The sequence below is a fragment of the Myxococcales bacterium genome, assembly GCA_012517325.1.
Taxonomy (GTDB): Bacteria; Lernaellota; Lernaellaia; order Lernaellales; family Lernaellaceae; genus JAAYVF01.
The window spans coordinates 1-22932 of sequence record JAAYVF010000013.1; the positions used below are offsets into that span (position 1 = coordinate 1).

The 22932-nt window shown below is 62.3% G+C and carries 16 protein-coding genes and 1 pseudogene; 4 read left to right on the plus strand and 13 right to left on the minus strand.

What is annotated here, in order from left to right; translation table 11 throughout:
* The first annotated feature begins 314 nt into the window (after positions 1-314).
* The 4 genes from gcvH (at position 315) to GX444_03160 (ending at position 5783) form a co-directional block, all read left to right on the plus strand.
* Positions 315-704, plus strand: a complete 390-nt coding sequence (gene gcvH / locus GX444_03145; GenBank protein ID NLH47581.1) for a glycine cleavage system protein GcvH — start codon at positions 315-317, stop codon at positions 702-704.
* A 28-nt stretch (positions 705-732) separates the two neighbouring features.
* A complete protein-coding gene (locus GX444_03150) occupies positions 733-2061 on the plus strand; it encodes an aminomethyl-transferring glycine dehydrogenase subunit GcvPA (protein ID NLH47582.1) in 1329 nt (442 codons plus the stop codon).
* The gene (locus tag GX444_03155) at positions 2036-3514 is read left to right on the plus strand and encodes an aminomethyl-transferring glycine dehydrogenase subunit GcvPB (protein NLH47583.1); all 1479 of its coding nucleotides are present in this window, start codon (positions 2036-2038) and stop codon (positions 3512-3514) included. Before GX444_03150 ends, GX444_03155 begins: the two co-directional genes overlap by 26 nt.
* 376 nt (positions 3515-3890) lie before the next feature.
* The gene (locus tag GX444_03160; GenBank protein NLH47584.1) at positions 3891-5783 is read left to right on the plus strand and encodes a hypothetical protein; all 1893 of its coding nucleotides are present in this window, start codon (positions 3891-3893) and stop codon (positions 5781-5783) included.
* A gap of 68 nt (positions 5784-5851) precedes the next feature.
* Here the strand turns inward: GX444_03160 and kbl are convergent, their stop codons facing one another.
* The 13 genes and pseudogenes from kbl to GX444_03225 form a co-directional block, all read right to left on the minus strand.
* Entirely contained in the window at positions 5852-7039 is a 1188-nt protein-coding gene (kbl, locus tag GX444_03165; protein ID NLH47585.1) for a glycine C-acetyltransferase, read from the minus strand.
* A gap of 71 nt (positions 7040-7110) precedes the next feature.
* A complete protein-coding gene (gene tdh / locus GX444_03170; protein ID NLH47586.1) occupies positions 7111-8148 on the minus strand; it encodes an L-threonine 3-dehydrogenase in 1038 nt (345 codons plus the stop codon).
* An 84-nt stretch (positions 8149-8232) separates the two neighbouring features.
* On the minus strand, positions 8233-8985 hold the full coding sequence (locus tag GX444_03175; GenBank protein ID NLH47587.1) for a hypothetical protein: 753 nt from the start codon (positions 8983-8985) through the stop codon (positions 8233-8235).
* A gap of 108 nt (positions 8986-9093) precedes the next feature.
* Positions 9094-9960, minus strand: coding sequence for a ChbG/HpnK family deacetylase (locus GX444_03180; protein ID NLH47588.1), 867 nt, complete (start codon positions 9958-9960; stop codon positions 9094-9096).
* A gap of 108 nt (positions 9961-10068) precedes the next feature.
* The gene (locus tag GX444_03185; GenBank protein NLH47589.1) at positions 10069-10593 is read right to left on the minus strand and encodes a hypothetical protein; all 525 of its coding nucleotides are present in this window, start codon (positions 10591-10593) and stop codon (positions 10069-10071) included.
* Positions 10590-13856, minus strand: a complete 3267-nt coding sequence (locus GX444_03190) for a glycosyltransferase (GenBank protein NLH47590.1) — start codon at positions 13854-13856, stop codon at positions 10590-10592. Before GX444_03190 ends, GX444_03185 begins: the two co-directional genes overlap by 4 nt.
* A 63-nt stretch (positions 13857-13919) precedes the next feature.
* Entirely contained in the window at positions 13920-14141 is a 222-nt protein-coding gene (locus GX444_03195) for a hypothetical protein (protein ID NLH47591.1), read from the minus strand.
* A gap of 50 nt (positions 14142-14191) precedes the next feature.
* A complete protein-coding gene (locus GX444_03200) occupies positions 14192-15604 on the minus strand; it encodes a methyltransferase domain-containing protein (protein ID NLH47592.1) in 1413 nt (470 codons plus the stop codon).
* Positions 15604-17205, minus strand: coding sequence for a radical SAM protein (locus GX444_03205; protein ID NLH47593.1), 1602 nt, complete (start codon positions 17203-17205; stop codon positions 15604-15606). The genes GX444_03200 and GX444_03205 overlap by 1 nt, the downstream gene beginning before the upstream one ends.
* Positions 17206-17274: 69 nt before the next feature.
* Positions 17275-18771: a hypothetical protein gene (locus GX444_03210; GenBank protein NLH47594.1), complete on the minus strand. Its 1497-nt coding sequence runs from the start codon at positions 18769-18771 to the stop codon at positions 17275-17277.
* 34 nt (positions 18772-18805) lie between these two features.
* Positions 18806-19378 (minus strand): LemA family protein, encoded by a 573-nt coding sequence (locus GX444_03215; protein NLH47595.1) that lies wholly within the window; start codon positions 19376-19378, stop codon positions 18806-18808.
* A gap of 77 nt (positions 19379-19455) precedes the next feature.
* Positions 19456-21378 (minus strand): hypothetical protein, encoded by a 1923-nt coding sequence (locus tag GX444_03220; protein NLH47596.1) that lies wholly within the window; start codon positions 21376-21378, stop codon positions 19456-19458.
* Between the two features lie 1129 nt (positions 21379-22507).
* Positions 22508-22768, minus strand: a pseudogene (locus tag GX444_03225) (hypothetical protein).
* Positions 22769-22932 lie beyond the last annotated feature (164 nt).

Consider the following 22932-nt stretch of genomic DNA (forward strand, 5'->3'; position numbering starts at 1 on the left):
AGGGGCAGCTGCCCCTCCAGGACGCAGACCAGCAACCTCATCCGCTGTAACTCCTTGGGAGTCATCGAAATCATGTCCTTCTTCATGGGGGACATAATCGCTAAGCAGTTACAGGGGACAAAGTCGCTAAGCTAATACAAACCGGAGGCGCGGTCTTTACAAAAACCGGCCGCAATCCTAGACTTCCTACGCCGTTTCATTATTCACAACGGATCCTGTTTCGCGCTCGGCCGATTGCTCAAAAAACGGCGCCGGGCCGACTGATCAACATCGGACCCTTCAGGGTTCGGTCCATCTTGTAAGGAGAGGATGCAATGAACGTTCCGGGCGATCTTCGTTTCACCAAAGACCACGAATGGGTGCGTGTCCAGGGCGATGCGGCGGTCATCGGGGTGACCGATTACGCGCAGGACGCCTTGGGCGACGTGGTCTTTATCGAATTGCCGGAAGTGGGCGCCACCTTCGGCGCCGGCGACGCGCTGGGCGTCGTCGAATCGGTCAAGGCGGCCAGCGACGTTTATTCGCCGGTCAGCGGTGAAGTACTCGCCGTGAACGAGACTCTCGTGGACGCTCCCGAAACGGTCAACCGCGACCCGTACGGCGAGGCCTGGATGGTGAAAATCCGTCTTTCCAACCCCGCCGAACTTGACGACCTGATGGATGCGGCGGCCTATCAAGCCCTGCTCGACGAAATTAAAAAGTAATCCACCATCCGGGGTAGGAAATACCATGATGCGTTACATACCGCAGACCGCGGGTGATGTGTCGCGCCTCCTGGAGGCCGTCGGTGTCGCCCGGGTCGAAGAATTGTTCGCTTCGCTGCCGGCCGCGGCGCGTCTGGCGGGCGAGCTCGACTTGCCCGCGCCACTGGCCGAGAGCGAGTTGCAGGCGCACCTGGGCGCGCTGGCGGCCGCCGGCCCGACCGGGCCCTGTTTCGCGGGCGGCGGCGCTTACCGCCATTACATTCCCGCAGCGTCGGATCACCTGCTGCGCCGTAGCGAGATTTACACCGCCTATACGCCCTATCAGCCGGAAATCAGCCAAGGTACGCTGCAGATCATTTTCGAATTTCAGACGATGATCGCCCGCCTGCTCGGGCTGGAAGTCGCCAACGCCAGCATGTACGACGGCGCGACGGCGGTCGCCGAGGCCGCGCTGATGATCAAGCGCGTCGCCAAGCACGACCGGCTGATCGTTTCGGCCGGGCTGCATCCACAATACCTGGAAACCCTGCGGACCTACCTCAAGTGGACGACGCTGCGGATCGAAATCGCGCCGCTGGGCGCCGACGGCCGCACCGATTACGAGGCGCTGGCCGGCCGGATCGACGACCAGACGGGCGGAGTGCTCGTGCAGTCGCCCAACTACCTGGGCGTCATCGAGGACACGCGGCGCGTCGGCGCGCTGGTGAAAGGCAAGACGACTCGCTTCATCCACGCCTTCACCGAACCGCTCGCCTTCGGGCTCATCGCCAGCCCGGGCGAAAGCGGCGCGCATATCGCCTGCGGCGAAGGCCAATCGCTGGGTGTGCCGATCTCGTTCGGCGGCCCCGGCCTCGGCCTGTTCGCCACCAACCCCAAGGACATGCGCGCCATGCCCGGCCGCGTCTGCGGCGAAAGCGTTGATCACGACGGCAAACGCGCGTTCTGCCTGACGATGGCCACCCGCGAACAGCACATCCGCCGCGAAAAAGCGACGAGCAACATCTGCACCAACAACGGTTTGATGGCGACCGCGGCCACGATCTACATGGCCCTGATGGGCCGCGAGGGCCTGCGGGAAACGGCCCAGCTCAACCACGCCAAGGCCGAGTACCTCAAGGGCAGGCTCGCCGCTGTCGGCACACTGCCGTTCGCGGCGCCGACCTTCAACGAATTCGCCTGGATTCCGAAGCGGCCGGCGACCGAGGTATTGGCCGCGCTGGGCGAAGCCGGGATGATCGGCGGCCTGCCGCTCGCCGGTTTCGCGCCGGGCCTCGAAAACGCCGTCTTGACCTGCGCCACCGAACTGAACACGCGCGAGGAGATCGATCGCTATGTCGAAATCGTACGGTCCCTGTGACACTCCCGGCTCGCGCGGCCTGGCGCTGTGCGAACCGACGCTTTTTGAACGGTCCACTCCCGGCCGCGTCGGCTACAGCCTGCCGGCGCTCGACGTGCCCGCGCCCGCCGAGTTGCCCGCCGAGCTGCGCCGCGCAACGCCGGCCGCCTGGCCCGAACTGAGCGAGGTCGAAACGTTCCGCCACTTCGTGCGCCTGTCGCAATACAACTACGGCGTGGACAGCGGCCTCTACCCGCTCGGCTCGTGCACGATGAAGTACAACCCCAAGATCAACGAGGATCTGGCGCGGCTGCCCGGCTTCGCCCTGGCCCACCCGAGCGTGCCGCACCAGGGCGCCTGGCGCCTGATTCACGAACTGGAAAGCTACCTGGCTGAAATCGCCGGGATGGACGCGGTCACCTGCCAGCCCGCCGCGGGCGCGCACGGCGAGTTGACCGGCATGATGCTCATCCGCGCCTACCACGAGGCGCGCGGCCAGAACCGCACCAAGGTGCTGATTCCCGACACCGCGCACGGCACCAATCCGGCCTCGGCCGCGATCTGCAACTACGAGGTCGTGCCGGTGCCCTCGGGTCCCGACGGCATCCTGACCGTGGAAAACGTGGCGGCGTTGATGGACCAGCAGGTCGCCGCGATCATGATCACCAACCCGAACACGCTGGGCTTGTTCGAGAGCAACATCGAGGCGATCGCCCGCCTGGTGCACGATCGCGGCGGTCTGGTCTACATGGACGGCGCCAACCTCAACGCCATCCTGGGCATCGCGCGGCCCGGCGATTTCGGCGTCGACGTGCTGCACTTCAACCTGCACAAGACCTTCAGCACCCCGCACGGCGGCGGCGGGCCCGGCGCGGGCCCGGTGGGCGTCAAGGCGGCGCTGGCGCCGTTCCTACCCGGCCCGGTCATCGTCCGCGAGGGCGACACCTACCGGCTGGACGCCGACCGGCCGCAAAGCATCGGCCGGGTGCGCTCCTGGTGGGGCAACGTCGGCATCCTGATCCGCGCTTACGCCTACATCCGCGAACTGGGCGCGGCGGGGTTGAAGCAATCGAGCGAAATGGCGGTGCTCAACGCCAACTACATCCGGGTCCGGCTGCGCGATTTCTTCCACCTGCCCTTCGACCGGACGTGCATGCACGAGGCCGTCTTCAGCGACCAGGGGCTGCCCAACGGAGTGACGACCATGGACGTCGCCAAGCGCCTGATCGATTACGGCTTCCATCCGCCGACGGTCTATTTCCCGCTGGTGGTGCACGGTTCGATCATGATCGAGCCGACCGAGAGCTTCGAGCCCGAGGCGCTCGAGGGCTTCATCGCGGCCATGAAGGCCATTCGCGCCGAGGCCGCGAGCGATCCGGAGACGCTCAAGCAGGCGCCGCATCACGCGTTCATCAAACGGGTGGACGAAGTGGCCGCGGCCCGGAAGCCGCGCCTGACGGCGGATATGGGTTGAACGAAGCGGGTTGGTTTTTGCGACGGGCGGGCCGCCGGGCTCGCCCGTTTTTATTTGACCGCCGTGATGATCCAGGTCGCGAGAATCAGGATCCCGAGGACGACGCCGACGATGATTTCCACTTTGTCGTCCTGGCGCGGCGCTTCGGTCTTCGGTTTGTCGTTCTTGGCCATGGATTTTCTCCTCACGCGAAATCCGGAATTTCTCTTTACCAGATTTTTCGACCGGCGGCGACGATTTTTTCATCTCCCGGTTAATCGCTCGTCCGGCAGGCATCCTTGCCAAACCGCCGATCGATGAGCATGTTCTAACCGGATATCCTTGATTTTGCATCGTTAAAAATAATGACTTAAAATAATTCCAACCGGAGGAGCCCGTGAAAAAAAATGGCCTATTGATCTTCCTGTTCTTATTCCTCTTCGCCGCCCCGACTTATGCACAGACCCCGGTGGACGCCTGCGCCCTGCTCGACGAACCCGATGTCTGGGCGATCATGTCCACCTCGCTGGAAATGCATTTGCGGCAAATCTGCGGCCGGCCCATGCCGGCTGTCGCACCTTCCCCCTACTGGTCCGCCGAACCCATCGCGGCTCTCTCCGGCAAGGGCGACGACGTGCTGGTCAACGATCGCTCCGGCGATTCGGTGTCGCGGTCGACGCAAAGCGAATGCTCGATCACGGTTCGCTCCAGCGACGGACTGCTGTTGGCCGGCTGGAACGACAGCACACACTATACGGGCGCCGCGGGTTCCAGTTTCGCCGGCTTCGGTATTTCCACCGACGGCGGGGCGGTCTGGACGGACGGCGGCGCGATTTCCGGCGGTACGGTCGGCTCGCCGCTCGGCGATCCGGATGTCAATGTCGGGAGTGACGGCACGCTTTGGTTTTCCTGCATGATCGGCACCAATGTCTCGACCGGCCTGATGGCCACGAAAGCGCCGGTCGGCGGCGGCTTCGGCCAGCCGATCATCGTGCACACCGGGCCGTCCGACGACAAGGTGCTGATGACGATCGATAAAACCGGCGGCGCTTATGACGGCAACGTTTACCTCTGCGCCGTCGACTTCAACAATTTCTTCAGCTTCAATCTGTTTTGCGCCGCCTCGTCCAATGGCGCGACGTTCGGCGCGCCGGTCAGCATCTGCCCTTCCTGCGCGGCCGGTTCCTATCAGGCGCCCTATCCCACGGTCGGCCCCGACGGCACGCTGTACGTGGCCTGGGTTGCGTTCAACGGCAGCAACGCCCAGATCCAGATCGCCAAATCCACCAACGGCGGCGCCGGCTTTGAGCGCCTGACCAATCCGATGGCGGCTTTCCCGCCCTCGCTTGAAACGCAAGCGACCAATTATTGCGGCCGTAATGCCCTGAACGGCAACATCCGCTACATGGACTTCCCCTCGCTGGCCGTGGCGCCGGACGGAGTCGTCCACCTGCTGTTCAGCCGGCACGGCACGGGCGCCGACAGCGCCGACATCTTCTATGTGAAATCGAGCGACGACGGCCAAACCTGGACGACCCCGATGCGGATCAACGACGACCAGACCGCCAATGATCAATTCTTCCCGACCATCGTCGCCAATCCGAACGGCGTCATCCTCGCTTATTGGTACGACCGCCGCGACGCGCCGAGCAACATTAATTACGGGGTGTACCTCAGCCGGTCGCTCGACGGCGGCGATACCTGGTTGACCAATGTTCCGGTTTCCGATGTTCTCTCGCCGCCCTATTCCGGCAGCGACACCGCCGATTGTTACATGGGCGATTACAACAAAGCCGTGGCCGACGACGAAAACCTCTACGTCATCTGGTCGGACAACCGACTGCAAATCGGCGGCCACCCGGACCCCGACGTTTATTTCGAAGCAGTGCCGGTTTGCGACAACGCCGGGTTCCAGGTCGCGCTCGATCCGCCCGCTGGAACTTACTCCACCGAGGAGACCCCGCTGCAAGTGACGTTGCAAATAACCGGCGACGATCCCGCTTGCGTCACGGAAGGAACTCTGTATTACACGACCGACGGCAGCGCTCCGGACGCCGATTCGCCGGTCTACGACGGGCCGATCAGCCTGACGGCCGACACCCTGCTGCGCGTCCGTCCGCTGACTTGTTGCGGCCAGATCCGCGACGAGGTTTCGGCGCAATACGTTTTCGAAGCGCCCGCCGATGACGACACCGTCAATGATGACGATAACGACGACGATAACGCCGATGACGACGCGGCTGACGACGACGGCGGCGACGACGACGATTCGGGAAGCTGTGGCTGCTAGCCCCGACGAAGGCCGATAAAAAAAGGGCGGCCACGCGGCCGCCCTTTCCAGACGCGAATCGGTAACGATTACTTAATGACGCCGAGCAACTTGCCGATCTTGACGAACGCGGCGACCGCGCGGTCGAGGTGCGCCTTTTCATGCCCGGCGGAAATCTGCACGCGGATGCGCGCGCGGCCCTTGGGCACCACCGGATAGAAGAAACCCTTCACGTAGATGCCTTCGGCGAGCATCAGGTTCGCGAAATCCTGCGAAACCTTGGCGTCGTAGAGCATCACCGCGCAGATCGGGTGCGTGCTTTCGAGCACCTCGAACCCGGCATCCTTCATCTTGGCGCGGAAGTAAACGGTGTTGTCCTCCAACTTGTCGCGCAAGGCCGTGCTGCCATGGATGAGGTCGAGGGCCCGCAGCGTCGCGCCCGCGATCACCGGCGCGAGGGTGTTGGAGAACAGGTACGGCCGGCTGCGCTGGCGCAACAGGTCGATGACTTCCTGCCGCGACGCGGTGAAACCGCCCGACGCGCCGCCCATCGCCTTGCCGAGGGTCGAGGTGACGATGTCGATCCGCCCCAGGACGTTGCGGTATTCGATGCTGCCGCGGCCGGTCTTGCCGAGAAAGCCGGTGGCGTGGCTGTCGTCGACCATGACCAGCGCGTCGTACTTTTCAGCGAGGTCGCAGATCTGATCCAGCTTCGCGATGTAGCCGTCCATCGAGAACACGCCGTCGGTGGCGATCAGCCGGTAGCGCTTGCCCTGCGTCTTCTTCAGAATCTCTTCCAGTTCGTTCATGTCGCCGTTGGCGTAGCGGTGCCGTTCGGCCTTGCACAGGCGAACGCCGTCGATGATCGACGCGTGGTTGAGCGCGTCGGAAATGATCGCGTCCTCCTCGGAGAGCAGCGTTTCGAACAGGCCGCCGTTGGCGTCGAAGCACGAGCTGTACAGAATAGCGTCCTCGAAACCCAGCCAGACGGCCAGCCGTTTTTCCAGCGTGCGATGCAGGTCGAGCGTACCGCAGATGAAGCGGACGCTGCTCATGCCGAAACCGTATTGATCCATCGTCTGCTTCGCGGCCGCGATGAGCTCGGCGTTGTTGGCCAGTCCGAGATAATTGTTGGCGCAGAAATTGAGCACCCGGCCCTGCTCGACGGTGATTTCGGCCCATTGCGGACCGAGAATCGGCCACTCGGTTTTGAACAACCCGTCATCCTTGATTTGCCCCAAGGTGGCCCGCAAATCCTGCTTGATCTTGCCGTACATTGTCCTTCTCCCTGTGGCGCGGCCGCGGCCGCGCGGATCGATGACCATGGCGTGACGCGACGCCGCCGGCCTTACAGTTCGAGAATCACCTTGCCGCAGTTGCCTTGCCGCATCAGTTGGAAGCCCTTTTCGTAATCCGCGAAAGGGAACGAATGGGTGATGATCTCGTTCAATTTGATATTCGGGTTCCGCAGCAGGCCCTTCATGCGGTACCACGTGTCGTAGATGCGCCGGCCGGTGATGCCGTGAATGTGGATCGCCTTGAAGACGATCTCCTCGGAAACGTCGAACGTCACGGGTTGGCTCGGCAAGCCCAGCAGCACCAGGTCGCCGCCCGGGTGCACGCTTTGCACCGCCGAGCGCACCGCTGCCTGGGTGCCCGCGATCTCGATGACCACGTCGGCGCCCTTGTGGCCGGTGATTTGCCGGATCGCGGCGGGCACGTCGTCGAGGGTATCGACGTCCAGCACGTGCGTCGCGCCCAGCCGCTTGGCCATGTCCATGCGGTAGGGATTGCCCTTGTCCAGGGCGATGATCGTCGCCGCGCCGATCGCGTGCAGCACCGCGACCGCCAGGAGGCCGACCGGACCGCAACCGAACACCACGACTTTTTTCGTGACGCAATCGGCGGCGAACACGGCATGGACGGCGTTGCCCAGCGGGTCCTGGATCGCCGCGAGTTCCGCCGGCACCGCCGGATCGTTCTTCCAGAGATTGACCTCGGGCAAGGTCAGGTATTCGGCGAACGCCCCGTCGACGTCGTAGCCCAGGCCGACCCAGTCCTCGCAGATGTGCGCCTGGCCGGTGCGGCACATCTGACAGACGCCGCAAAACAGGTGGCCTTCGCCGGACACGTAATCGCCGACCTGGTGCCGCTTGACCGCCTTGCCGACCGCGACGATCTCGCCGGCGAACTCGTGGCCGATCACGCGGGGCGTTTTGACCCGATGTTGCGACCAGGCGTCCCAGTTGTAGATGTGCAGGTCGGTGCCGCAGATCGCTAGTTTGCGGATTTTAATGAGCGCTTCGTTGTCCTTCGGCTCGGGAATCGGCAGGTCGCGCAGCTCCAGCCCGCCCGGTTCCGGTCTCGCTTTCACTATCGCTTTCATCGCTGTTCACTCTCGCTTGCGGTTGATGATGCGCCGCCTCCGCCGAGGCGGCGTCGCTTGGTGTTGTCGCCTCCGGCCAGGCCGTTACTTGGCCGGGAACTTGGCTTGCAGCTTTTTGATTTCTTCCTTGTAGTAGTTGGTTTCCCAATCGTCGTTCGCGCAGCCCGGCTCGGCCAGGGCCGCGGCGGCTTTCGCGCGCACCTGGTCCCATTTGCCCATTTCGGAATACACCTGGACCAGGTAGAAGCGCGTCCGCGTCTTGCACGGGGCCAGTTTTTCGGAACGCAGATACATTTGCTCGGCCTTGTCGAGCTTGCGCAGCAGTTTGGGCAGGTTCTGGTAATACGCGCCCATGGCGCGCAACGGGCCGGCGAAGTCGAAACCTTCGTTGAGGGCGATGGCCTTGTTGCCCAGTTCCTCGTACTTGCCGCCCAGGCCGCCGGTGATCGCCTTCATGATGCCCGAGCCCTTGGCGTATTCGCCGAGGCTGATGCAACCGAAGTAATAGCCTTCGACGCGGTTGGGCATCAAGCCGATGGCCTTGGTTCCCCAATCCCAGCCCTTTTTCCCGAATTCCTGGTCGATTTTCGGATCCTCGTTGCGGTCGCAGATCCAAAAGGCGATGCGGGACGCCCGCCAGGCCAAGTCGAACGACGGTTTTTCGGCGAAGGCCGCTTCCGCGACCGCCAGCATCTGCTTGGCGGTGGCGATCGAACCGGTCCGCGTCGCCCAATACGAGTCGAGTTTCGCGACGGCATCGTCCGATTGGGCGGCGGCCACGGCCGCCAATCCCGCCAGCAACAAGCCCCCGATGACCAACCAAATCATTTTCTTCATCGGACTCCAACCTCCTCTTCTCGTTTGTTTTCGCCGGACCGGACGGATGGATGCTCGTTCATCGGCAGGCCGGCGCGGCGCTTTCGTTCGCGAACGCCCCCGCTGCCGTTAGCCGGCGGCCTTGCCGCGTTGCAATGCCTGCAAGGCGTCGTAACCGATGCAGACGATGCCTTCACGCGCCAGAAACGTCTGGATTTCCTGACAGGAAAAAAATTCGAGATCGAAGACGCGGTTGATCGCCGTGTTCTGGCAGATCGCCCGCAATTCCTCGGTGTCCTTGCTCGGATGGATGATGATCTCGGTGACGCCGGGCTCCAACCGTTTGAGGTTCTCCCGGTAGTATAATGAACGATCGCCGATCGGTACCTCGTACGAATCCCAGATCAGGCGGTCGACGCAGGCTTTGCCTTCCTGGCGCAGCCGGTCGCGGCGCGGCGCGTAGGCGATGCGCATGGCCAGACCGAATTCCTTCGCCAATTCGTAAGCGATCTGGAAAAAACGTTCATCCCAATGGTAGGCGCCCATGTGCGAGTCGATGTGCGTCGGCTGCAAACCCAGCGCGATCGCTCGTTCGATCTGCGCCCGGAATTCCAGTTCAACTTCCTCCGGCGCGGCTTTCGCGAAAAAATCGTGCTCGCTGGCGTAAAAGTATCCTTCCGAATCCAACAGACTCGGTACTTTGTCGCGGGAAGCCACCGGCCCCCACCGCAAACCTCGCCATTCGCTGGTCGTCGTCAGGTGGACGCCGCATTTAATCGCCGGGTTTTCCTTTTTCAGGTGCACGAATTCCATCAGCCAAGGCGCGGGAATCATGACGGAACTGCTTTTTACCAATCCCGCTTTGAAGATTTCGACGATGCCCTCGTTGATCGCATGGCAAACACCGGCGTCGTCGGCGTTTAAAATCAGCAGTCGCGAATCTTTCGGATAGCCCAGGAGTTCGTTGAGCGGCGGATATTGGGGCGTAGTGCCCATGCAAACACACCTCGTGAATCGATCCCTGAACAGCAATTACCTTCTAGCAGCAAGGATGGGTCCGGACAAGGGGGTGAGCGCCGGCTCCACTACGCTGCCGGAAAGCCCTCAACTATCCCTATCTTGTTGATTTTTCATTCTTTGTCGGTAAAACCGCCGACACTGCCAGTAGATCAACGGCGCGGCGAGGCGACGGCGAGTGAGGATTTTCGGCCGACCGGCGAGCCCTCCGCCGAACCCGGCGAGGACCGAACGCGGCTCGAGCCAAGCGGCGCTACCAAACCGGTCGTACACCAGGACGGCTCGCGAGCCGAGAATCCAGGGCAATAATTTCAGTTTCCAGAAGCCGGATTCGCCCGATTCGATCAGGCAGACCGCATCGAATCGCCCGGCCCGCAACCGCCGCAGCAGTCCGCGTTTTCCGCCGCGCGGGTTGTCGATCGTTTGGTCGACCGGCAGATCGGCCGGCAGATAAGGCCGCATGTCTTTTTGCAACAGCGCCGTCAACCGCGCCCGGGGAAAACGGCGCCGCGCCTCGGCCGCGACGTGCGCCAGCAAATCCGGGTTGCAGGTCTGCACCAGCAAGATGTCGCGCAACGAATCGGGCTCGGTGCGGCTCCACAGGAATCTCATCCGATCGCCTCCCGCCAGGTTCGCGCCAATTGCGCGGCGATCGCGTCCCAATCGTACTTCATCTCGACCAACCGCCTGGCTTCCCCCGCCAATCGCGCCGCCGTTTCCGGTTCGTGCAGTAGGCGCAGACACGCCCGCGCGAAATCCGCCGGATCGTCCGCCAGCAACAAGTGGCGGCCGTTTTCGACGGCGAGGCCTTCGCTTCCGACGGTTGTCGAAATCACCGGCGCGCCGGCCGCCATCGCCTCGAGAATTTTGAGGCGCGTGCCGCTGCCGCGCCGGATCGGCGCGATGAAACCCGCGCATTCCGCCCATAACGGTCGCAGATCGGCGACGAACCCCGTGACGCGAATCGTCGGATCGTTCGCCAACCGCCGCACTTCCGCAGGCGGATCCGCGCCGGCGACGATCAGCCGCGCCGACCACTCGGCGTCGCGGACGCGCGGCCAGACCTCGCGCGCGAACCAGGAGATGCCGTCGGCGTTGGGCGGGTGGCGGAAATTGCCGACGAACAACAGCTCGCGGACGCCGGGCCGGCGCGGCAAAAAAGCGAATCGCTTCGTATCGACTCCGTTGGGCGCCACGCGCACGGGCGTGGATGACAGGCGGCGGCAAGACGCGGCGTCGGCCTCGCTCATCGCCAACAGCAGGTCGGCCCGCGCCGCCGCCTCGGCCTCATACCGGAACATGCGCAGCATTTCGTACCGCGCCGGCAGCCGCGCCGGCCACCGTTGCAGTTCGGCGGCCCGTTGGTAGGCGACGTGGTAGACATCGATCTCGCTGATGACTTTTTTCGCGCGGACGCCCGTGGGCAGAAAATGCGCCAGGATCGGATATTCCACCTGGATCAGATCGTAATCCTCCTCGCCCGCCAGCCGGTCGATCGCGCGGGCGAAATCCTCCGAGGCGAATTCGGCAACGCTCGCCGGCCACCAAAGCGGCGCGACGTCGGGCGCGCCCCGCCGGTGCAGATGCACCCGCGGAAAATATTTTTCCAGCTCCTCCCGCGCCGCCAGTTCGGCGTCGCGCTCGACCATCGCCGCCAGGTGGATCTCATGGGTCGCCGCCAATCGCGTCAGCAATTCCCACATTCGTACCGCGCCGCCGTGCGACGGCGGATACGGGCAGTACGGCGCGAGGGCCAGCACTTTCGGTCGCAGGCGCGGCGCCGCCGGTTGTGACCACCGTCGTAGATCCCAAACGCGCGATCCGGCCTGAAATATCTCCGGGTCCGCCCGCCGGATCGGCCCATCTTGTCCCCGCTCGGCGATCGCCTCGGGCAGCTTTTCGATCGCGGCGGCGAACGCCTTCGCCGAAATTTTTCCCCGCCACACGGCCGCCGGCAACGAACGCCAATGCGCCTTCCAGAGCGTTTCATCACGCAAGTTGCTCCACGTGAAGAGCAGTCGGTTGCGTTCGAAGATCGCGTCGATCTCCGCGGGTGAAGCGACGCGGTCGATCGTGCCCCGGTGTCGATGACGGGCCCGGCTGCGCGGTTCGAAAAGCACCTCGTAACCGGCGCGCCAGGCGCGAAAAGACAAATCCACATCTTCGAAATAGAAGGGGTGATACATCGAGCGAAATCCGCCCAGGGCCAGAAACGCCTCGCGGTCGAAGGCCGAGGAACCGCCGCCGGCGTAAAGGATCGAGCGCGGCGTCTCGCCGGGTTCGTGCCGGTGCGTCAGGTGCAACCGACCTCCGGTCCAGTGCCCGACGGTGAATCCCGTTTCGAGGTCCGCCTTCGCCGCGTCGGTCATGGCAATGGCCGAGGCGACCGCGAAGGCGCCCGTTTCCCACAACGTCCGCGCCGACCGTTCCAGCGCGCCGGGCAGCAGTTCCATGTCGTTGTTGCACAAATAGACGACCGGCCGGGTCGCTTCGCGGACGCCACGATTCGCCGCCGCCGCGAAGCCCTCGTTCGCCGCCGAATGGACGACCCGGATTTGAGGATGCGTCGCCGCCAGCCAGTCCGGCGTTTGATCCGTACCGCCGTCGTCGACCACCAGAATCTCCACCGGAAACGGACAACGGGCGGCCTCGGCGAGCACCGAGGGCAGATGCTCGGCCAGCAGGTCGTGTCCATTAAACGTCGGGATGACCACCGAAAGGCCGGGCGGCGGGCCGGGTCGCGAAGTCAAAGGTGGCAAAGCGATGGGCGCCGGCGACGGTACGTTATCCAGGCGCTTCCGACAGCGACCCGCGACGAACCAGGCACGCCAAAATCGCGGCATCCGGCCGATCAGCCGCAGCGTAGTGGGCAACCAACCAAGCAGTTCAACGATCAATCGAAAGAAAAAAAAAGAGGCGCGGCCGATCCCACGGCCCAACCGCCGCAGCAATGCCCCGACCGGCGCCAGCGCCGTTTGCAGGCGATAACCCCAGCCGGCGCGGGCCTGATCGCGCTCGCGCGCGGTCAGTACCAGGCGGACATTGCGGTTCTGCACCTGTTCGGCCAGCTCCCGCGCGCGCCGGTCCAGTTCCGTTCCCCAGCGCGTTTTCTCTTCCACCTCGCGCTGCAGGGCCAGGATGCGCTGTTCGCGGTCGGCCATTTCCCCATCGCGGGCCGCCAGGTGCGCGCGCAGATCGTTCAGGTTTTGCCAGTAGGGAATTTCGATCAACCGTGCCGCTTCCGGCAACATTTGTTGGCCGCAGACCGCGATCCAGTAGTCGGCGCTTTCCGGCGCGGCGGTGACGGCCTCGGTCGGTCGGTCCGCAGCAAACAGCATTCCGGAAAAGCGCCGCTGCCCGAGCAGTTGCACCCGTGCGAAATGCGATTGCAACAAGGCGGCGAATTCGTCGCGCCGGAATTCCCGCACATGCCAGGGATTGGGCGTTTTCGCGGGGCGATCGGCATTGGGCGTGGAGACGAACGCCAGCCCGTCGGGCGCCAGCAGCCGCCGGATTTCGGCCGCCAGCGTTTCCGGTTCGGCCAGGTGTTCGATCAATTCGAAACAGACGATCAGATCGAACGAGGCGTCCGGCAGTTCGGTTCGCCGCGCCTCGCCGACGAGAAAACGCAACCGCGGATCGGCGTAGTGCGCCCGGGCGTACTCGATGGCCTCCCGGCTATTGTCCAGCGCGGTCGCGTCGACGGCGCCGGCCGCGATGAACAGATCGGCTCCATACCCACAACCACAACCCAGATCGAGCACCCGCTTGCCGGCGGCGAACGGCGCGGCGAGCCGATAGCGCGCGAGATGCTCCCAATACAGATCCCGTTGGGCCGGATCGTCGGGAACCAGTCGCTCCCCGGTGAATTCCATCGAATCGCGAATCCTGTCGGTTCGGCTCCGGCGCGCCGGCGGTCGGACGCGGGTCGGGTCCGGCTAAAATACCGCGTAGATGAACGGCAATACGGCGCTGCCCTCGGTGAAAAAGATGAACAGGCTGAGCAGCAGCAACACCAACACGATGGGCGTGATCCACCACAGCTTGTAATCACGCAAAAAGATGAAAAATTCCTTCACCAGGCCGGGTGGTTTTGCGGGCAGCGGCGGCAGGTCCGACCGCGCTTGACCTTCTTCGATTTTCTCGTTCTTCTCGCTCATCGCGCTCCCCCTCGAAAGAAAGACCGACCGGCGGGCGATCGGCGTTTTGCTCAAATCGCGGTCACTTTCTCCAACGTCGGCAAATCGAGAATCTTGATCAATGACAGCGGCCTACAATCTAACACATCGGCTTCCTCGGAATAAAGTCGCCGGCATTCCGGACAGCGCCGGTCGACCAGCCGCGGCCGGTCCAGTCCGCCGTAGGGACAGGCGACCAGGCAATCGCCGCAACCGTCGCAGGTCGTCTTGACCGGCAGGCGCGGATCGGTCGGCGCCAGCGCCTCTTTCGGGCAGGCGGCGACGCATTCGGTCCGGCAGTCGCCGAAGACGCAGCGCTCGGTGAACACCACGCAGTCCGGACACGCCATGCTTTCGTCCGGGTCGGCGGGGGCCGGCGCGGAAAAAAAATGAACGGCAGGCCCGACGGCGCCGACGCTGTCCCGCAAATCCAGTCGGTCGAACGGCCGTGGCGCCTGGAGCGTCAGCAGAACCTGGCCGGCCAGCTCGGCCGGCAATTCGATGAGCCCATTTTCCGCCCGCAACGCCAGACCGTTGCAGAGCACGCCGCCGGAAAAACCGCGCAGCGCCAGGTGGTCGTGCCGCGGGTCTTTGCGCACCAGATAAAATCCGCCGCCGAGATCGCGCAGCGGATCGGGTTTGGTCAGCCAGGCGAAGGCCGCCCCGCCGAACCAATGCGTCAGCCGTTTTTCGGTTTCCGGGTCGTCCGGCGAGCGATGCCGGGAAAACCAATCGGGCGCCGGCGTGTCGCCGTTGGATCGCGGCTGGTAAAACCATTTCATCGGCAGGTAGTCGGTAAAGAGATCCGTCAACTCCACCATGGTGAAGTCCCGGTCGACCACTCCCCACCGGCTTTCGTTCAGGCCGCCGACGCGCGCCAGATAGGGCAACAGGCCCAGGCGCAAAAGGGTTTTACGCCAGCCGCGCAACTCCTGACCGGCGGCGGTCCGCCAGAGCGGGATTTGCAGTCGCCGGCGGATCGGTTCGTCAGCCAGAATCAGGGAGCCGTTGACCGCCAGCACACGCCGGATTTCGGCCAGCAACCGATCGGGTGTGGCGAAATGACGCAAAGCTCCCCAGAGCAGGACGGTGTTGAACGACGAGGCGGCATACGGTAGCCGCTCGGCGTCGGCGGCGACGCGGCGGCGCGGCGCGGCCAGGCCGAGCAGGCGCGCCATGGCGCCCGCGCCCTGCAAAGCGCGGCGCGACAGGTCGAGGGAAACGCTCGGCAGGCCCATCTCCGTTTCGAGCAACATGCCGTTGATCCCGTATTCCGCGCCGATTTCCAGCACCGGCGGACGCAACACTCCGGCCATCGCCGCGGCGCTGAAAAACGTCCGGCGCCAGGGCAAGGCACGGCGGTACCAATCGGCGTTTTCCTTCGCGTTCCAGTAGTGGTTGCGCCGAAAGACGATTTCCGCCCGTTTTTCCGGAGTCTGTTGCATCAGCCTTTCACCGTCAGCGAAACGCGGCCCACGTCGCCGCCTCGTTGCTCGAACCAGGCGACGCCTTCCTGTACCATGGCCAAAACCAGCCGGTAGCGGCCGGGTTCGGCCGGCGCCGTCACCTTCAGCGGCAATGTCGTTTCCTCGCCGGGATGCAAATCAGTCGCCAGATAGACGCGCGGATTGTTGTCGAACGCGAGCATCCGGCCGCGCGTATCCAGCAAATGATAACCCAAACCGACCGCGTGTTCACCCGCAATATCCCAGGCCGGCCAGGGGATCCGGCTATCGTTGCGGACCGTGACCGGAAGCAGAAAACTTTCGCCCGGCCCGATTGCCGCGGGCCTTTCGCCTGCCCGCAGGGAGACGCGCATCGCCTCGTCCGGCAACGGCGCGGGGCGACCGGCGCGAGCCTTCCAGCGCGCGGCTTCATCAGTCAGCATCGTCTGGCGGCCACGCGCGAGATCCAGATAGTTGCCGGCCGCAAGCTCGTCGGTCAGATAGAGAAAATGACTGGCCTTGGGGCAATGTGCGCACCCGTTGACGAGTGGATCGGCCTCCTCCGGCCGCAGAGCGAACGACTCGCGCCTGAACTCGGCGTAGGCTGAGCCCGTCCAAATTTCCTGAAACGTCCGCTCAGTCAGCCGGCCCATTTGATGATGGCGAATGTCGGCCGACCGCAGACAACAGGGAAACACGGTGCCGTCGGCGTCGATGTAAGCGGCGGCGTATCCTTCCAGGCAATGAACTCCGGAACGATCGGGAAAAGAATCGCCGGCGGCATCGCCGCCCGTTGTTTCGCCCGACCGCTTCGAACCGGTCGGTGGACGCAGTACCGCCGCCACCTGAATCGTCTGTTTCGCTTCGCGGCCGTCGTCCTCGACCCGCCGCACGGCTTCGCGCGCTTCGTCAAGTTCAGCCGCCGAAAGCAGCAGGTCGCGATGCACCTCGCGCGGCTGGATCAACCGGTACTGCACTTGCGCCGCGCCGATCTCCCGTGACAGTTCCGCCAGGGCGGCGATTTCATGCCGATTGGTCCGGTGCACGACAAAATTGAGCGAGACGAAGGCGCCCTCGCCGGCGGCCCATTCGTTAAAGCGCCGCAGGAGCGAGACGATACGCGCGAAATCGCCGGGCCGTGCCCCGCGATGCACCTGCCGATACACCGCGTCGGTGGCGGCATTGAGCGACACCGCCACGTGCACGCCCTGGCGCGCCCACCGCCGGACCAGGTCCTCGTCGAGCAAGGAACCGTTGGTGCAAACGGAACAAGCCAGGCCGGCGTCCCGCACCGCGGCGACCATGGCGGGCAGTGACCGATACAACAGCGGTTCACCGCCGCCGGTGAAGCTGATCTGCTCGACGTTCGCCGCCGCCAGTTCCGCGATCACCGCCGTCAGCCGTTCCGGCGGCATTTCCTCGTGGATCGTCGGCTCGTGTGGCAAGGCGCAAAATTGACAACCGTGGTTGCAGCGATAGGTCGGAATGATCCCGACTTCCAGCGGACCGGTCAGCGGTCGCTGCCGAAAGACGCCCTGGCGCACGAGATATCGCCGGCGGGCTTTTTCCAGCTCCCGGACGGGATATTCGCTATCGCTCAAGGGGAATCGCATTGGTTTCATTGTGCCGGGGAATCGCGCCGCGAGCAATCAGCTTCGGTCAAGCGGCCCTTATGGAACACTGAACGCCTCGGGCGACACCTGCACCAGGCCGTATGGCCCGCCGACAAAGATTTTATCCATGAGCGCATTGAAATATACCACCTTGGCTCCTGGAAAGATCTTCACCGAGCCCAATCGTTTCGTGGTTTCCAAATCAAACGCCAGCAACTCGCTGCCCCCACAGGCGGTGGCGTACAACCACAGTCGCGTCGGATCGACGGCAAACCGGGAAGTCCAATAACCGATTTCGATGGTGCGTTTGGTTTTCAAGGTTCGGGAATCGAGCACCGCGATCGTCTTGCCCAACGATCCGACATACAGTTCGTTTCGCTCGGGCAGGCCCGCTACTTGCGAAACATTCGGCAGCAGCCGTCGTTGCCTCATGGCAAGCAGCGCCTCGTCGTATCGGTATAAAAACAGATAATTGGCGGCATAAACCACCCTTTCGCCCGGCATCCAGAACAACGTAGTAAGAAGAAGCCTCGCGTCGAATTCCCGTTGCCGAACCAAGGCCAGATCCTTGGTAAACGAGGTCAGGCCATGATAAAAATCCAGGACATGAATCTGCTCGTCATCGCAATAACCATTAACGTAAAATCGCTTGTTGATGCGCAATCCGTTCCGCACCTGATAAAGCGGAGAACGACGGACGATTTTCCAGGCCGCCAGATCGATCGTCATCAACTCGGCCGGCTGTTCGACGGAGCCGACCGTGGCCAGATGCAGCAGATTCGGCTGTTGCCGATCCGGCGCGTAAAAGGCTGCGAATCCGGGCAACTGCCACTTCGAGATTTCCATCGTCGTCAAATCGATCCGGTCAAACTGGGATTGCCGGCGAGGCAGAAGATACAAATTGCCCGGTGGAAGAGCATAAAGCGCCACATCCTCATCCAGGTAATACTGTCCGCTCAGACCATTTACATACCGAAGGCTTTTTTCGCGATCTTTCGCTTCAAGATACCCGATCACCTTCACTCCCGCCTGTTTGGCGATGTCGTTTGGCATCGTCGCATCGAAGGTTTTACGGTCGGACACTTGCGAGAAAACCGGATAGTAAACCAATGACAATAGGGTGAAAAAGAGCGAATGAAACAAGGTAATAAGGAAAAGCAGGTTGGGGAGCGGTTTTTCACGGCGTTGCAAAAGTATCCTTGCGATAACTGCCGAAACCAGCAAGGGGAAGTAGAGGACAGCCCAAAATGGATGGAGATAAATCAGGTACCCGATAAAGATAAGCGAAAAAGGACAAACACTTAAAAAAAGATAAACGCTCGGGGCGCCGCGAAGCCATGACTTTATCAGCCACCGGTTCAAGCCGACCAGAATGAAAAAAAACAGAATAAAGAGGATCCAGGAAATCGCTTCGGGAGGATCGGTTTGATAAAAGAGGGGAAATGTCTGGATCCCCCAGATCGAAGCCGCGATGGTCAGGATCGCGATCAAGACGCGCCGCCAGACGGCGGGCGGATGTTCCCGGGGTGGTTGTCGCTCTTCCATCGGCGTCATTCTGTTCTGCGCCCTCGCACCGGACCGGCTGGGGTCACCCCTGATTGAACTGGATCGCCACGTCGGCGCGATGCTCGGGGGCGATTTCCCACATTTTTCTTTCAGTGAAGTTGAAGGGCCGGGCGATCAGCATATCCGGGAATTGCTGGATGCGGATGTTTAACAGGTTGACCGATTCATTATAGAATTCCCGGCGATCGGCGATCTGGTCTTCCAACTGGCTGATGCGGCTCTGCAATTGCCGGAAGGAGGCGTCGGCCTTCAGGTTCGGGTAATTCTCGACCACGGCAAACAGCGACTTCAACGCCTGGCTGATCGCGTTTTCAGCGCGGATGACGTCGCCCGCGGCGCGCGCGTCGTTCAGCATCGACCGGGCCTTGATCACCGCCTCGAGCGTCTGCCGTTCGTGTTGCATGTACCCCTTGCAAACCTCGATCAGCTTGGGCAATTCGTCGAACCGTTGCTTGAGCAACACGTCGATATTGCTCCAGGCCTTGTCGATATTGTTGCGCAAGCGCACCAGGCCGTTGTAAATCACGATGAAGTAGCCGATCGTCCCCAATACCAGCAACAAAACAACGGCCAGAATGACGGCACACCCGATCATGAACAGCCTCCTTTGAGCGATGGCATGAGCCACCATCGCAAATGCCGTGGCCGTCGGTCAAGAGCGGCCCGGTCGCTTCAGCCCAATACCGCCAGCAATCCGATGGCCGTCAACAACCCGGCGCCGATGAAACACGCCGCGATCCAGAGGGTGATGTTCGTCGTCAGCTTTTCTTCCGTCGACTGCGAAATCACGAACGGCAATCCGCTAAGCGGCGGTTTCCCCACGATGACCTGTTCCGCCGAGGGCTTGGTTTGTTGATCGCCGGCCAGGGTCTCTGCCAACACCTCGCGTTCGACCTCCGCCCGGGCGGCCTCCCATTCGTCCTCGTCGATTCGCCCATCGCCGTTCAGGTCAAACTGTTTCCGGCGAACGGGATCCTGTTTCACCTGGCGCAAGCGTTCGAGCAGGCGCCGATGCACCGGCTTGGCTTCTTCGCGGCGCGGCGTCGCGAAACCCAGCACGTAAATCAACGCCCCTTCCGGCAGGATTTCCTCGACGTAGCGCGTATCGTCTTCCAGCAGGATCGGTGACCCCCAAAGCGAGGTCAGTTGGCCTTGCACGTCGCGGACCTGATTGGTGCGGATCGTGGCGCCGGCGGGATTCACCTGGGCGCGACCGGACTCGTCGCACAAATAAAACGGCACCGGACCGCTGGTCTGGGTGTTGGCCAACACCCAAGCTGATTGACTCCGATCGTAGCGGTTCTTCTTTTTGAATTTTTGCAGCCGGTAATACACGCAGGGCACCTGCGACAGCGGGGAGACGAGGTTGTAGGCGCGCTCGGCGCGGCCCTTGATTTCCACCATACCCATGGCGGCGGAACGGGTCCGGGAAGTCGGCGTATTATCAACCCAGCGCTTGAGCCGTAAATTGTGAAAACCGCCGTAAAAACAGGCGGCGCCCATCGTAAAAAAGAACAAACCGCGCCGGAGGCCCCAATACAACAGGATGCCGGTCGCCTTTTCGCCGATCACCGTCGCGATGAGCGGACCGAGGAACCAAAAAACGAAAACGACCGCCGGCAGGATCACTTCCCGGCGCCATAAATTTCCGGGCCAGGCTTTGGATTCGGTCAATAACGGCGGCGGCGGCAAGGGTTCCGGAGTTTCCTCGGCCGACGGTTCAGCGGTTTGGCGATCGTCGGGCACGATCAATCCCGGCAAGCTATTTCCCGCGCCACCGGCGGGCGGCAACGGATAGCCCTGCTCGTAGAGTTGCCGCAAGTACCAACCGTATTTGGTGATCGCCCGCAAATTCTGCTCATCGGCATCCAGGGCGTCCGAATTTTCGAAACGGCACCCGGGAATCTGAAACAAGCCGAAGTCCATTTCGAGGAAAAAATTCCCGGCGTTTTCCCGAAACAGGTCGATCAGGCGGCCCATGTTTTGCCGCGCGCTGTTGGTCGCTCGTTCGCCCAGCGAGGCCGGATCGAACTTACCGGGGAAAAAGCGCCAGCCGACGATTCGCTCCGGCGAGGACCCGGTCGGTGAATCCGGCAATGGATACAGATCCAATACCGTTTCCGAATGGATCAACTCCTGGTATTTCTCTTCGCTGGAAAGGCGTACCGTCTTGCCGCCCAGCAAGGTCGATTTGCGAACGAGCGAACTTAAGAGTTCGCTTTCCAGGCTGGCCAGGACGGCCAGCACGGCGGTGCCTTTTACCAGTTCTCCCCGTTCACGTTGACCTTCGAATTCCACCCGGTCGTTCAGAATTGAAAAACGCCGGACCACCGCCAATTCGGGCGGTGGCACGGCGGGATCGACAACACACCAGGAATAGCCCAGTTCGGTAAGCGTGGACCCGATCGCCCGCATCTGACCCGGCTCGCCGCGCGCCAGGACCGCCAAACCGTCGCCATTCAAGGTCAAATGCAACTGGTAGGCATCCAAATGATGGCGGCCGGACAGGCGGGAAACATGATCCGCCAACGTCTCCGAGGAAAGACGCTGCTTTCGGACCAAGAGAAAACGCATCTCCGCCGTGGCCGAATTCATCCGGGAGCCTCATCTGGGTAAACCGCTACCCTAAGGTAACGGCCGGTAAATACTTTGTACAAGGGGGCGAACAAGGTTCCGGCGCGGCCGGAGAAAAGAACGCCGCTCGAAAAGCCGGCGGTCCGCGCTATTCGACCCAAATCGGCGCCGCGACCAGGAAGTCGCCGTCGGCTTCGTTGGCGCGCGCCACATAATAGGTCGGTGCGACGGCCGTGACGTCGAACGTGTCGGTGCACAAGGTCGCGCCGGCGCAGTCGATCGTGCCGAGCAGGGCCATTCCCGGACCGTAGATTTCGATGTTGGTGAAGCCGTCGCCGCCGTCGGCATCATAGGCTTCGAGGTTCAGCGTCAGGTCGGTGACGCCCGACAGGATGGAACCCATCCAACAGGTATCGTCCGACCGCATTTTCACGTAGGCGTTTTGATCCGAACTGGCAAACGACCGGCGTTCCGTCATCGCCACATGCAAGTCGGTACGGGTCAGATCCGCCAGGAAGAAGCCGCTGCGATGGCCGTTTTTCGTGCCCCAATCGGCGTCGTGGTTGTCCTGGTTGTACATCGGCGAGATGTGCCAACCCGCGTCCAGCGCCTCGAAGAACAGATCCCAGGCCGGGTCGCTGTTGAACTCGAACAGGTTCATCTGCGGGTCTACATCCGCGAAATATTCGAAATCGTTCCAGTTTTGGTATGGTTCGTCACCCGGGTGGTTGAACTGGCCGATGGCCGATTCGCATTCAATGAGCGATTGATAGAAGTTGTGGAAATCGAGTTGCACGATCGGCATCAGGTAATCGCAGAAAAACACGTTGTTGTGGCCGGTCGATTGAAAGAACGGCAGGCGAAAACCGGAGCCGTATTCGTACCCGCAACCGGCGATATAGGTTCCGTCCTGGTTGTATTCGTCAGCCGCTTCGTTGCAGTTCGCCCACCGATTGAACTTAGGTTCCCAGATGAAATAAAGCTGTTCGAGGTGGTCGGTCACGTACATGATGTCCAGACCGGCCGTGTCGCGCGCGTATAAAAACGCGTCGGCGGGCATCTCTTCACCGTCCGAATTGGAGGTGTGGGAATGCAGGTTGCCCCAATATGGATCGTAATCGCCTTCGATGCAGCCTAAAACCGGAGTGGAATCGTCGTCATTGTCGTCGTCGTTGTCGTCATTGTCATCGTCATCATCGTCGTCGTCATCCGAGCCTGTATCGTTATCGTCATTGTCATTGTCGTCGTTGTCGTTATCGTCGTTGTCGTCGTTGTCATCATCGAGGGTGGTATCGTCGTCGGCGGCGCCGGAGTCGTCGTCATCGTCATCGCCGTTGCCGCAACCCAAGGTCGCCAACGAGAACGAGAATAAAATCGCCAACCCGTAGAAAAGCAACATTTTTTTGTTCATTTCTCTCACCTGCTTTTAATTGTATCCGTACCGAATTTTTAGTCCTTCCCCGGCGGTTTGGCAACACTTCTCTTGCGTCTCGACAACGACCGATTAACGAAATTATAATACCTTTCGGTTGACGGTTTTTATTTGCCGGATTGAGATAAAAGAATTATTATTAA